The organism is Mojavia sp., assembly GCF_059505145.1.
The window spans coordinates 99111-112309 of sequence record NZ_JCACKA010000022.1 but is presented as its reverse complement, the minus strand read 5'-3'; the positions used below and the strand labels follow the sequence as shown (position 1 = coordinate 112309).

Genomic DNA, 13199 nt, shown 5'->3' with positions numbered 1-13199 from the left:
AAGAGTTAATCATGGTTCTTTCCCCTTGTCCCCTTGTCCCCTTGTCTCCCCTGCACCCTGCCCCTTCCTTCCCAGTCCCCAGCCTCCAGTCCCCAGTCCCCAATCCCGGAAAGCTACACGATGGTAGAAAAACTAAAGCCTCGCTATTCTATCGTTTGGAGCCACAAAATTGCCGAAATACCCCAATCTGCATGGGATGCTTTAGCATTGCCGCTCAAAACCCCTTTTTTGGAGTGGGAGTGGCTGAATAATCTCGAAACATCCCATAGTGCTACGGCTAAAACTGGTTGGCTACCAAATCACTTAACACTGTGGCGAGACAGAACGCTGATTGCTGCGGCCCCACTATACCTCAAAGGTCATAGCGCTGGGGAATTTGTCTTCGATCACCAATGGGCAAACTTGGCTGAACGTATTGGGGTAGAGTATTACCCGAAACTGTTGGGAATGACGCCTTTTACTCCTGCTGAAGGCTATCGGTTTTTAATTGCTACTGGAGAAGATGAGGATGAGATTACAGCTTTGATGGTGCATGAGATTGACTCTTTCTGCTCCAAGAATCGCATTTCTGGCTGTCATTTTCTCTATGTTGATCCTGAATGGCGTCTTGTATTGGAACGGCATGGCTTTACCAGTTGGTTACACCATAGCTACATTTGGGAAAATGATGGTTTTCAGGCTTTTGATGACTACTTGAATGTGTTCAATGCCAATCAGCGCCGCAATATAAAGCGAGAACGCAAAGCAGTGGAGAAGGCGGGTTTACGGTTACAACCACTAACTGGTGATCAAATCCCACAGTCTCTATTTCCTTTGATGTATCAGTTCTATGCGGATACTTGTGATAAGTTTGGCTGGTGGGGCAGTAAGTATCTGACAAAGCGGTTTTTTGAACAGCTACATCTGCATTATCGCCATCGGGTGTTGTTTTTCGCTGCATATAGTCAGCAAGATAATCGCCATCCTCTAGGAATGTCTTTTTGTTTATTTAAGGACGACAGACTATATGGGCGCTATTGGGGCAGTTTTCAAGAGATAGATTGCTTGCATTTTGATGCTTGCTATTATGCGCCAATTGAGTGGGCGATCGCTAACAATATCCAAATTTTTGATCCTGGGGCTGGTGGACGCCACAAAAAACGTCGTGGTTTTCCTGCTAAACCTAATCATAGTTTGCACCGCTTTTACAACACACGTTTAGAACTGATTTTACGGCCTCATATCAGCGAAGTTAATCGACTGGAGCAAGAAGAAATTGAGGCGATGAATGCGGAGTTACCCTTTAGTAAACGCGATGCTTAAAAATTATAAATTACAGAATTAACAAGAACGAACCGGAAGATAGTAAAGGAAGAATTACACTTGAAATAGAGTGTAAAAAATTTGAACAGATTTAATTTTTAGAATGATTATGGATTTGATGGTAGAAGATTTAGCAGCAATTGATAACCAGCTTTCTCAACGTCATATTGACCTTGACCCTAGTGGATATTTCATTATTTACTTGGATAGAGAGGCAAAGTTAATTTATGCCAAGCATTTCACAAATGTAATTGATGAGCGTGGTTTAGCTGTCGATCCAGAAACGGGGAAGGTGATTCCCGCTAGAGGTAAAGTAGAACGCACTCACACGACGGTGTTCAGTGCTAGGACAGCAAAGGAACTTTGCGTAAAAATATTTGAAGAAACTCAGCCCTGTCCGGTGACTCTGTTAGACCATGCAGCTTATTTGGGTCGGGAATTTGTCCGAGCTGAGGTTGCTTTAGTAACAGGGCAAGAGTACGTTCAAGATTAAACCTATGAGCAAATTTGTAATTGCTAAACAGTGAACAGTAATCAGTTAACAGTTAATAGGCTGATAACTGATTACTGTTTGCTGACAGCTGATTACGGATCAATTAGCCATTATTAGAAGGTTGATTAACTTGATAGAGGTAGTAAGTTGCCATAGGGATAATGGTAGCGGCAATTAACAGTCCTACTACCCAAGCAGTTGCATTACCTTGGTCGGTTTCTTCTGCTTTTTTGAATGTGCCTTCTACCTGCACATTGTCAGCAATTTGGGGTGGGCCAGGATCGGGTTTACCGGAGAGGACGGCAACTAGGCGATCGCCCGCATCTAGAAATGCTTGGTTGTATTTGTTACCATTACGCAACGGTGCCATGACTGTTTCCGAAGCGACGCTCTCGGCTATAGAATCTGACAGCAAGGATTTAACTTTATCTCCGGTGATAATGGCGGTTCCATTAGTAACTGTGTCAATTACTAATAAGGCTTGATTAGCTTGTGCTTCTTTTGTGGGAAACCATTTTTCAAACAATGCTTTAGCGAAACTTTCTGGTGTTTCTCCATAGTCGAGTCGGCGAATGGTGACAATTCTCGCTTCGTATCCAGTTTGCTTTGCCAAATCCTCTAAAGTGCTGCTAATCTTCCCTTCATTGATACGGCTGATAACTTCTCCTTGATCTATAACCCAAGTGCCATTGCCTGCTGAGAGGTTGGGTATTTGATATACGCCTGTGGCTAATGCAGGTGTAACCATTAGCCAAGAAGCTAAAATGAGCATTACCGATGGCAAAATGAGCTTAATAAAGTGTTTTTGAATGCTAAATACTTGGTTGAGGAGCTGTTTCATTGGATAAACCTTAAGACAGACTTGCACCAAAAATACTACACAACCGCTGTCAAAATCACCTGGTCTATAGCTTTTTGCGCTTTGAAGTTTTAGTTACATCTAAAAGATAGGTTTGATACTCGAAGTTTTTTATGGCTCAAACTAGAAATACATGACTATCATCCTAACTAACGACGACGGTATCGACGCTCCTGGTATTAAAGCGCTGCTTAAAGCTGTCAACGGTAAAAATGTGATTATCGCCGCGCCAAAAGACCATCAATCTGGCTGTGGGCATCAAGTCACCACCACTCGTGCCATCAACCTCCAGCGCCGTTCAAAGACTGAGTATGCGATCGCAGGTACTCCGGCTGATTGTGTGAGAATTGCCATATCACAAATTTGCGAAGATGCCCAATTTGTGTTGTCAGGGATCAATGCTGGGGGCAACTTAGGCGTAGATGCTTATATTTCCGGTACTGTTGCTGCTGTACGAGAAGCTGCAATGAACGGGATTCCAGGAATTGCCATCTCTCACTATCGCAAAGCCAAGCAAAATTTTGGCTGGGAACTGGCTGCTAAATTCACTGCTGGAGTATTAGCTGACTTACTCCAGCGTCCTCTAGAACCAGGAAACTTTTGGAATGTGAATCTACCTCATCTGCAACCCGGAGAACCTGCACCTGAGTTGGTGTTTTGCCAACCCTGCACCAAGCCTTTACCCGTCAACTACCGTGTTGAGGGCAATGATTTTTATTATGTAGGAGAATATGGCAAACGCGATCGCACTCCAGGTAGCGATGTAGATGTATGTTTTTCTGGCAACATCGCTGTTACCAAATTAAAAGTTTAATTATTGAACCGCATACTTACTCATCTGGCCCTTGAAGCATTGACATCAGCTTATCTAGCGTTTGTGTCAATTGGCTAAGTTTTTGTAATGAATTATCCTGAGAATCAGCGAGAGTCTGTACAGCATCACACAATGCGAAGATTTGATAACCCTGCTGCTGTAACTGCTGTCCTTGAGCTTCAACTTGCACGCTAAGAGTCTCCAACCTTTGTGCGAGACTTTCAATTGTCTCCGTAGTGGAGAGTACTGCTTCGCCAATTTGCTCAACAATCGATTCCAAGCGACTGATCTTTACTTCGACTCCTGTGGAAATCATTTCTTTACCACCCCGATCTTGAGAAATCATCATAGTAATATCACTATTATTCTTGAATAATTTAATATACGTATAGCTACCAGATGGCTGCCACCCTGCATCCGTAATTTATTATTTTTTACTTTGCATTCTCATACCAGTTCTGTATGAGATAAATATATTTACTTTACGTAACTTAGTAATTTAGCAACCTTAATTCTCATTTACCATCTACTTTCTAGATGCGTTACCTGATGATTTTTACCATCAAATTCGTCCTTTAGTGCCTGTGTATTTTCTTCGTGCTATGGCTATCTCCCACCCACTAATTAAATTGTAGTAAATTATACTAATTTTTTTTAGTAATGATGAGCCAATCCTTATATAAGTTATTTGATCAACTTTATCTTAAAAATATAAAAAATCAGGATATTGGGAATCTTATTAAAGATTAAGTAAAATTACGGTACAAGTGTATTAATTTTAATAGGGTTGAGTTTATATTCAATTAAAGCTAAGTGATCCTCGATATTAGCCTGGATGATGTACACTACAACATTACACAGTAATTTTAAAAATGCCACTTCTACAGCTTGGGAATTACAATTTACTCCTCACCCCTCGCTACAATCTAAATTTAAACGTTGTCTAGATATTTTAGGCAGCTTGGTAGGGCTATTGATTCTGGCGATTGTATTTGTGCCGATCGCGATTGCTATTAAAATCGATAGTCCAGGCCCAATTTTTTTCACTCAAGAACGCTATGGGCTTCAAGGACGCTCATTTCGTATCCGTAAATTCCGTTCAATGGTTAGTAATGCGGAAGAATTAAAAACTTTAGTCAAAAATGAGGCTAACGGACTTATATTTAAAAATAAAAATGACTTTCGAGTAACTAAGGTAGGTAGCTTCTTGAGACGCACTAGTTTAGATGAACTACCTCAATTTTGGAATGTCTTAGTAGGAGAAATGAGTTTAGTCGGAACGCGTCCACCGACGGCTGATGAAGTGGTGAACTACACACCCCACCACTGGCAACGTTTAAATGTTAAACCTGGCTTAACTGGTGAATGGCAAGTGAACGGTCGTTCTCAAGTGACAGATTTTGAACAAATAGTTGATTTAGACTTGCGTTATCAAAAAAATTGGCATTTATTTTATGACTTATTGTTGATTAGTAAAACCATTTACGTAATATTTGCTAGAAAAGGAGCTTTTTAAAGACATTAATTCAAAATTTATCCGTTGCGTGAAGCACAAAGTCACAGGTTTTAAGGCATAAGGCAGAAGAATAATTTCTGTGCGGAGTGGCTCCGACTCTGCTTAGTTTTAGTCGGGGGTTTAAATCCCCGACTAAAAAATGTCTTTAATTCTAAATTTTGAATTTGGAATTTTGAATTGTTAATGATGCCATGCAAGTCTGAAAAATCGATTGTTTCATTGAGCGCTGATTGGTAAAATACTGGACTTAACTATTCTCCAACAATAAAACAATGGACTATAAAAACTTCTGTTATTTACATTATTGCTCTGATTGAGTTACTCAAAAATACGATACCACAAGCAGCAAAAGCTAAACTAATCAAGCTAATTTTACTCGGTAATATTTGATTAATTTCTCTGGCGCTCATAATCAGCACACACTGAGTTAAGGTAACGCCAAGCACATAGACTACCAAGGGCAGTATTCCAGCCCCAACGATGAATTCAGCATTAGCATAACCATGAAATAAACCAGCCAGCGCCCCCAACAATGAGAGTAATATCAAGTTTGGTTGTTTTGACATCAGCATGACGCCAATGGCCACAGTAGAAATTGCGATCGCTATGTCTGCACCTGCTAAATTCATATAGAAGAAATGAACTGCTGTGCCAAAGACTGCTGCTAAAACAAAAGATGCAGCGATCAAAGCACCACGAGCAATCCCAGCAGAAAGTAAGCCAATAGCTACAATACTAGCCAAACGATCCAAGCTAATTACGGGATCTGCTATTCCCCACAACAAGCCTTCCCAACAATTAGAAATAGACTCATGACCGTGGAATCCACTTAGTGAACTCAGTACGCTAATTAAGGCTAGAACCGCGATCGCCCCAAGATGGCGATGCTTTAATGCGGTAGTAGAAGGTGATAACTCAATTGCCAACATCAATTTATACCAAATCAGTTTTTTGGTAATTTATACTACCCGAATCCGATAAGAAACTAACGTAGTAATTCCTCTACTTGATGCTGGCTCCATAAAGTTCTGTAAAGACCCTGTTGTTGCAAGAGTTCTAAATGATTGCCAATCTGGACAATTTTTCCTTTGTCCATCACAAAAATCCGGTCAGCGGCGGCCGCTGCTGACAATTGATGAGTGATAAAAACGACAGTTTTTCTTTCAGTGCCACTGGAGAGATTTTTGAGGATTTGTGTGGCCGTTTGATTATCAACACTGGAGAGGGCATCATCCAAAATTAACACGGGGGCATCAACTAGCATGGCTCTAGCCAAAGCAGTACGTTGCCGTTGCCCACCAGAAAGAGTAATACCACGCTCACCAACTATTGTTTCGTATTGTTGCGGAAAATTGTTAATCTCTGAGTGAACCTGGGCAAGTTGAGCCACTGTTTCTACATCTTCTTGTTCCCTGTCTGGTTCACCATAGCGGATATTATTTTTGATTGTGGTACTAAACAAAAAGCTATCTTGTGGGACGTAGGCGATCGCACCTCGTAAATCTGCTAATGCTATCTTCGTAATGTCCAACTCATCTAAAAATAATTGCCCTGGCTCAATATCTAATAAGCGGGGTAAAGCATTCGCCAAAGTAGTTTTCCCAGAACCGATGGCCCCCACAATTGCCACTGTTTCCCCAGGATTGATCGTAAAGCTAACATTGTCTAAAGCAGGGGTAGTAGAACCTGGGTAAGAATAGCTGAAATTTTTTGCTGTAAGTGACCCTTTAACTTCAGCTTTGGATAGATGAATAACATCGGTTGTATCTTCAATCTTCGGTGTGACAGAGAGAATCGCCTCTAGACGATCAATACTTACCTCACCTCGTTGGTAGGCAGTAATTGTGAATCCTAATAAAGCAGTGGGGAAAACCAGACGCTCTACATAAATTAATAGCGCTAAAAAATCTCCAACAGCCAAGGTTCCAGCAGAAATTCGTGTTGCTCCTAGCCAGAGTATGATGAGCGAACTGATATTAGCGAGTCCGCCAATGAGTGGAAACAGTGTATTTCTGCTTTTCGCCAGTTCTAAGTTAGCCTTCAATAGCTGTTGATTCTTCTTGGCAAAGGCTCGACGCTCGTTTTCTTCTTGGGCGTAGATTTTAATTAATGCAATGCCACTGATATCTTCTTGGATGAGTTCACTGATGTCAGAAAGTTGCTCTTGTACGACTGTTTGTTGTTGGCGTAAACGATTACTAAAAAGATGCACCAAAAAGAACATCAAGGGATATACTGCCAAGGAAACTAATGTCAGATCCACACTAATTAGTAGCATTACTGGCAGTGTCAGAGCATAAGCAAACAATGTATTTGCTAGACTCAGTACTGCAAAACCCAACAACCGCTTGATATTCTCCACATCACTGGTAGCCCTACTAATCAAATCACCAATGGTATTGCTGGCAAAATAAGCAGGCTCCAATTTAAGTAAGTGTTCAAAAATCCGCTGTTTCAGGTCAAATTCTACCGCGCGTCCCACTCCAAACAGCCAAATGCGCGAAGCCATGCGGATGAGCCACATCGCTGAACTGAGCAAGATGATTATTACTACATAATGTAGTATTTCATACCAGCTAAAAGTTTTTGAAAGTTTCTCAACACAAGCGCGAATCAACCAAGGTATATAAACACCCAATCCATTTACAGTTAACAAAGCAAGAATGCCGAAAGTAGCTTCCTGCCAATGGGGACGCAGGTAAGCACCGAGTTTAGCAAGTCGTCGAGAATTTGCCATGCAAATACTTTTGAGAAGTTACCATTCTAGACCAACTACTGAGCAGTCTAGGCTTATCAGAAGTTCAGCAGCCCGCCCTACACAACTCAACAAATAAGTCGCTTTAAGAAAGCGGGAGCCGCCCACTCTATGAGAAGCCGCTCCGTATCTACAGGACGCCTACTCAAACTTCTCTCATTTTGCCAGAAATAAAAGTTTAAATAAGGCCAGCCACCAGTCCAGAGCGCTTTGGCCTTTTTATTGTTAACTTTTTAGGCTTAAGACTGGCGACCACGCAAGAAAAAGTAAATCTGGTTGAGATAACTTTCCCAGACTTGCGTTGTTAATTGCAGGGTTTCTGCACTCGGTACAAAGTCCTCAAGTCGTAAACCGCGAGCTCTAATGTCCTGAGGATTTTGCAACAGGTAAGGCGGAACTTGAACTCCCAAAGAATTAAATGCTATATTTGCCCGTCCCAGATTTTCACCAAGGATACTATCCCCTACTACATCTGAAATGTTGGGGGTAGTTTGCGGCCCTAAAGCCACTAGGGTTTCAGATGGGGAAGCCGCTGATCCTAAAGAAGAGGCTAGACGGAAATTCTGGACAATTACCGGAGTTGCTAGCTGAGTATCACCCACCATTGCGATCGGCGCTCTAACCAGAAAGTAGGCAATAGCTGGTGTACTTGCTAACAGCAAAACTGTTAGTGCCCAGCCCAGCAAGTATCCTCCTGGCTTGTCTATTCCACCTCCCTTGATTCGCTGGGCAGCAAAAATTAACATCAAAATCGATGCTCCCAGCGGTCTGAGCGGAAATGATACCAACCTCCACAAAGAAGCCACAGCTGGTTCAGCGGGGTTAATAAATGCCAACGCTAGAACGATAAACAGAATGACTAGGAGTAAACGCCCTACAAAATTCCCTGTCGGATAAAATCGTTGGAACAGAGAGTATACAATGGTACCAATTAAGAGCCACAGCAGTACCCGGCTTAGCAGTAGAAACATAGATTATCTCTCAAATTTTCCGGTACGGCCAGCCTAGAGGTTTCGGGTAGCGGATTTATTTTATCGTCAAATTGTAATCGTACTGTTACTTGACTTAAAATACCTCAAACCTTACACCCAAAGATTACCGTCGTAGTGATTTTAGTGCAATTTTTTGACAGTGCGTCTATTATTTATAATTTTCCAAATGAGTAATGGGGCACACGTAAATTACATTAATTGAGTAGCCGTCATCTACAAAGGAAAAACTATGTCATCTGGAAAGCCCACTATTTTGGTAACAGGGGGAGCTGGATATATTGGTTCTCATACAGTGCTTGCTTTGTTGCAAGCGGGTTATGACGTGGTAGTGCTGGATAATCTCGTGTATGGGCATCGTGACTTATTAGAGAAAGTTTTACAGATAGAGCTTGTAGTAGGTGATACAGCTGATCGCGCTCTACTGGATCAAATATTTCAAACCCATGATATTGCCGCAGTTATGCACTTTTCTGCCTATGCATACGTCGGAGAATCGGTCACAGACCCTGCTAAATACTACCGCAACAACGTTCTGGGAACCCTGACACTGTTAGAGGCAATGTTGGCAGCCTCTGTTAAAAAATTTGTATTTTCTTCTACTTGTGCAACTTATGGCGTGCCGGAAGTTGTGCCCATCCCAGAAAACCATCCCCAAAATCCGATTAATCCCTATGGCGCGACCAAGTTAATGGTAGAGCGGATTTTATCTGACTTCGATGTTGCTTATAGTCTAAAATCAGTGCGTTTTCGCTACTTCAATGCTGCCGGTGCTGATCCGAATGGTTTACTTGGTGAGGATCACAACCCAGAAACTCATTTAATCCCCTTGGTACTGCTGACAGCTTTAGGCAAGCGCGAATATATCTCCATTTTTGGTACTGATTATCCTACACCAGATGGTACTTGCATTCGAGATTACATTCATGTGAGTGATTTGGCAGATGCCCATGTTTTAGGGTTGGAATATCTTTTAAAAGGCAGTGACAGCGAAGTTTTCAATTTAGGTAATGGCAGCGGTTTCTCTGTTAGAGAAGTAATTGCTGCTGCCGAGCAGGTGACAGGGGTGACGATTCCAGTGCAAGAGAGCGATCGCCGTCCCGGTGATCCACCATCTCTGATTGGCAGTAGTGAGAAAGCTAGAAAAATCTTAGGCTGGCAACCTCAGTATCCATCAATCAAAGATATTGTTTTTCATGCCTGGCAATGGCATCAACAGCGACACAAAGATGAGTGCTGAGTGCTGAGTGGGGAGTGCCCAATAATGCCTAATCCCCAATGCCCAATCTTAGTCTCTACCAGATGTTTGCCGTTGCACAACGAATATCAAAATACCAGTGGTTGCCAGAATTGCTGAGGCGATCGCCCACAACGGTAACGATTGAAATTCAGTTTCTACTACATCGTTATTGACATCTTGCATCTTTCGTGAATTGTTTGCTGAACCAGATGCCACGGTAACTTCAAACTTTAGCTCAAAAGGTTTGAAATTTCCTCCCGCAGTCGGTTTACCACTCAGATGCAGCTGATAAGCTCCAGGTTTGGGAAATGTAATTTCTGCACCTGGTGTGCCTTGATATCGCTCAGCTGTCACAGGTTTTAACTTTGGCTCTAGCAGTGCCGGTTCTCCAGATATATGGGGTTCGGCATGAACTGCCAACTGGCAATTACACTCTTTGAGGGCAATAACCTTTCCTCCTTTGCGGGTGAGGGCAAACCAGGCTTGTGCGGGTTTCCCAGCTACAGGATTATCATTTGGTTCAATATGCAGTGTACCGCCAACATCTGCCGATATTTTGAGCGTATGGGCAGAGGTAGGGTGAAGATGAGTTGATATAGCCAACATAAAGGCTAATAGCTGACTCACCTTCAGTACAGCAGAAATAGGAGCTTTAGCGTGACTTGCTTGGCGGGACATACAATTTTGCTATGGTTAACCTTGACCAAAAACAGCGCGAACGCACCAGCAACACACACAGAGTCAAAAACCCTATGAGCGCTGCTGCTAATTTATTCCCCCCATTTGATTGTAAAGAACCCAGGTAATGGGAACCAATCAAAATCGCATGAATCACACTCAAGAGTAAAGCTGGCACACTCAATAAATGAATCTGCCGCCAACGCTTACCCAAAGATTTCTGTAATGAGTCAAAACTTGTTAACGCAGCGGGAGTCATCAAAACTAATGCTACAACACCCGCAGCCATGCCCCACTGAAACTCTAGCGGCAAGAACCAGAAGGCGGCAAAATTCCATTGCAGCGAATGTTCTATCATGTGGACAGTGTGAACCACAGACAGCACAAAAGCGCCGACCCCCAAAGCCCGACGGTAACGCAGGGGTGATGCCCACAAACCACTAATCGGACGAGCAATTAGGGCTAATATCAAGCAGATTAATGCGGCGTGTCCGGTGTAATCTACCATTGTGTCGCCAGTTCGCAGCAAAGTGATTACGCCAATGGCGAGAGTTACCCAACCGCCGAGGCGAAACAATTGGCTACGCTTGTTTTGACTAACTAAAGAGGTGGAAACGCCTACACCTAACATAGTAGGTAGAGTTCCCAAGCCAAAAGCCAGCATGGTTGCCGCACCCATCCATAAATTACCTGTTTGGGCAGCTTTAATCTGGGCAGCATACAGGAAACCACAAGGCATCAAACCCCAAGTCATCCCCAAAAGTGCTGGCGTCCACCATTTGGTTTGTAATGAAAGCTTGACCATTCCCGCACTCAGGCGATCATGTAAACTTGCTTGTAATAACGGGTGTAACACGGGAATTCGAGGCAGCAGGTTAGGTTTGACTTGTCCTAACCCAAACCAAATCAGCATTACACCAGTAATAATTGCTATCCAGCGGCGTAAGTCGCTGCCAATACCCGCTAGCTGTCCACCCTCCAGCAACACTGAACCCAGCGCTCCAATACCAGCACCGACTAGAACATAGCTCAACATCCGCCCTAGATTCAGCAAGGTATGAAATTTTAATTGCTGTCGCCAATCAGGAGTTCCCTGCTGATGAGATAGGGAGAATGCCATTGTTAGAGGGCCACACATCCCAAAACAATGTCCAAAACTGCCCAGGAGCCCCAGGAGCATAATGAGTAATAAATCTAACATAGATAAAGTCCTGAGTCCTCAGTTCTGAGTTTTGAGTGGAAGAATGAAGAAATTGTTTTCTTTTTATTTTCCTTTCTTTCTCAGCACTCAGTACTCCGTACTCAGTACTGTTATAGTGCGGAACTTTAAGTTAATTCGTCTACTGTGTCAAAAGACGCGTTGTCAAACTTGGTGTTTACGCTACCTTAAATCTGAGAAGCTGAGATAAATCAGATGAAAAAATGGATTTGGCTGGTGCTGTTGCTCTTGGCGGTAGTTGTAGTTGTAGGGACAAAAGGAACTGCCAAGAATGGATTCTTTGAGCAGCAATCCTCGCCAGTAATTGTTGAGAGCGTTCCAGCCGAAAATTCTCCATCAAGGGAATCTAAGCCAGTTTTTAATGAACTGCAAGTGTCTGCTGACAAGCTACTCACCCACATTCAAAAGTTGAATTTTCAGCGTTACACGATCGCACAGCGATCGCGTACTCGCACTTATATTACAACTGAACTGAGAAAATTAGGCTGGGCACCCAAGCTGGAAAAGTTCTCTGATGGTGTTAACATCTTTGCCGAACGACAGGGAACCCAAAAAACAGCGGGAGCCATTCTCGTAGCAGCACATTATGACACTGTTGCTGGCTCTCCAGGAGCCGATGACAATGCCAGTGGTGTAGCTGTAGTGCTGGAAGTTGCCAGACTTCTCGGTTCACAACCAACACCAAGGACGTTGCAGCTAGCTTTTTTTGATCAAGAGGAAGCGGGACTTTTGGGTAGTAAAGCTTTTGTGAACAAAACAGCACGGTTACAAAACCTCCGCGGTGTCATTGTTATGGACATGGTGGGTTATGCTTGCTACACTGCCGGATGCCAAAAATATCCCACTGGTTTACCTATCACTCCACCTAGCGATAAGGGTGACTTTTTAGTAGCAGTAGGCGATGCGGAACACTTGCCTTTGCTGAATGCCTTTCAAAATTCACAGATGTTTCCCCCAACCGCCTTCAACAAAGAGAATTCCAACCTACCAGCAGTCCTGACATTGCCTATTCCTCTAAAAGGCTTGCTGACACCTGATACCCTACGCAGTGACCATGCACCATTTTGGTATCAAGGAGTAGGTGCAGTGCTAGTAACTGATACTGCTAATCTCCGTACTCCTCACTACCATCAATCTAGCGATATTCCAGCTACAATTGACCGTTCTTTCTTCATAGGTTCAGCCCAGATTGTGCTGAATGCAACTAATACATTGTTAGAGAATGAGGGTGATTTAGCAACTCAACAATAATTTGGAATGAACTCGGGATTGCTAAAACAAATGTCAGAGGTTTTCAGCAATCTGCTGAGGATTAGCTTTTTGGTAGGCTGTGC

General features: G+C 42.9%; 13 protein-coding genes. 6 read left to right on the top strand and 7 right to left on the bottom strand.

Going from position 1 to position 13199, the window contains the following annotated elements:
* Positions 1-120: 120 nt before the first annotated feature.
* Positions 121-1302, top strand: coding sequence for a GNAT family N-acetyltransferase (locus AC5JL8_RS03205; protein ID WP_495878329.1), 1182 nt, complete (start codon positions 121-123; stop codon positions 1300-1302).
* 109 nt (positions 1303-1411) lie between these two features.
* The gene (locus AC5JL8_RS03200) at positions 1412-1795 is read left to right on the top strand and encodes a DUF4346 domain-containing protein (protein WP_495878328.1); all 384 of its coding nucleotides are present in this window, start codon (positions 1412-1414) and stop codon (positions 1793-1795) included.
* Positions 1796-1898: 103 nt separating this feature from the next.
* On the opposite strand, the gene psb32 is transcribed toward AC5JL8_RS03200, so the two are convergent.
* Positions 1899-2636, bottom strand: coding sequence for a photosystem II repair protein Psb32 (gene psb32, locus AC5JL8_RS03195; protein WP_495878327.1), 738 nt, complete (start codon positions 2634-2636; stop codon positions 1899-1901).
* A gap of 151 nt (positions 2637-2787) precedes the next feature.
* Between psb32 and surE the strand changes: the two genes are divergently transcribed.
* Positions 2788-3468 carry a 5'/3'-nucleotidase SurE gene (gene surE / locus AC5JL8_RS03190; RefSeq protein WP_495878326.1) on the top strand — a complete coding sequence of 227 codons (681 nt, stop codon included), beginning with the start codon at positions 2788-2790 and terminating at the stop codon, positions 3466-3468.
* Between the two features lie 16 nt (positions 3469-3484).
* On the opposite strand, the gene AC5JL8_RS03185 is transcribed toward surE, so the two are convergent.
* Positions 3485-3817 carry a hypothetical protein gene (locus AC5JL8_RS03185; protein ID WP_495878325.1) on the bottom strand — a complete coding sequence of 111 codons (333 nt, stop codon included), beginning with the start codon at positions 3815-3817 and terminating at the stop codon, positions 3485-3487.
* Positions 3818-4306: 489 nt separating this feature from the next.
* Between AC5JL8_RS03185 and AC5JL8_RS03180 the strand changes: the two genes are divergently transcribed.
* Complete coding sequence (locus AC5JL8_RS03180; RefSeq protein WP_495878410.1) at positions 4307-4984, top strand: sugar transferase; 678 nt, start codon at positions 4307-4309, stop codon at positions 4982-4984.
* A 296-nt stretch (positions 4985-5280) separates the two neighbouring features.
* Here AC5JL8_RS03180 and AC5JL8_RS03175 read toward each other — a convergent pair whose 3' ends face one another.
* The 3 genes from AC5JL8_RS03175 to fraI form a co-directional block, all read right to left on the bottom strand.
* Positions 5281-5913, bottom strand: coding sequence for a HupE/UreJ family protein (locus AC5JL8_RS03175; RefSeq protein ID WP_495878324.1), 633 nt, complete (start codon positions 5911-5913; stop codon positions 5281-5283).
* A gap of 56 nt (positions 5914-5969) precedes the next feature.
* Positions 5970-7721 (bottom strand): ABC transporter ATP-binding protein, encoded by a 1752-nt coding sequence (locus tag AC5JL8_RS03170; RefSeq protein ID WP_495878323.1) that lies wholly within the window; start codon positions 7719-7721, stop codon positions 5970-5972.
* Between the two features lie 257 nt (positions 7722-7978).
* Complete coding sequence (gene fraI / locus AC5JL8_RS03165) at positions 7979-8710, bottom strand: septal nanopore formation protein FraI (RefSeq protein WP_495878322.1); 732 nt, start codon at positions 8708-8710, stop codon at positions 7979-7981.
* A gap of 250 nt (positions 8711-8960) precedes the next feature.
* Here fraI and galE point away from each other — a divergent pair, with 250 nt between their 5' ends.
* The gene (galE, locus tag AC5JL8_RS03160; RefSeq protein WP_495878321.1) at positions 8961-9968 is read left to right on the top strand and encodes a UDP-glucose 4-epimerase GalE; all 1008 of its coding nucleotides are present in this window, start codon (positions 8961-8963) and stop codon (positions 9966-9968) included.
* A 48-nt stretch (positions 9969-10016) separates the two neighbouring features.
* Here the strand turns inward: galE and AC5JL8_RS03155 are convergent, their stop codons facing one another.
* Both AC5JL8_RS03155 and AC5JL8_RS03150 read right to left on the bottom strand, forming a co-directional pair.
* Positions 10017-10574 carry a hypothetical protein gene (locus AC5JL8_RS03155; protein ID WP_495878409.1) on the bottom strand — a complete coding sequence of 186 codons (558 nt, stop codon included), beginning with the start codon at positions 10572-10574 and terminating at the stop codon, positions 10017-10019.
* A gap of 46 nt (positions 10575-10620) precedes the next feature.
* The gene (locus tag AC5JL8_RS03150; RefSeq protein WP_495878320.1) at positions 10621-11847 is read right to left on the bottom strand and encodes an urease accessory protein UreH domain-containing protein; all 1227 of its coding nucleotides are present in this window, start codon (positions 11845-11847) and stop codon (positions 10621-10623) included.
* Positions 11848-12060: 213 nt separating this feature from the next.
* Here AC5JL8_RS03150 and AC5JL8_RS03145 point away from each other — a divergent pair, with 213 nt between their 5' ends.
* Positions 12061-13116, top strand: a complete 1056-nt coding sequence (locus AC5JL8_RS03145; RefSeq protein ID WP_495878319.1) for a M20/M25/M40 family metallo-hydrolase — start codon at positions 12061-12063, stop codon at positions 13114-13116.
* Positions 13117-13199 lie beyond the last annotated feature (83 nt).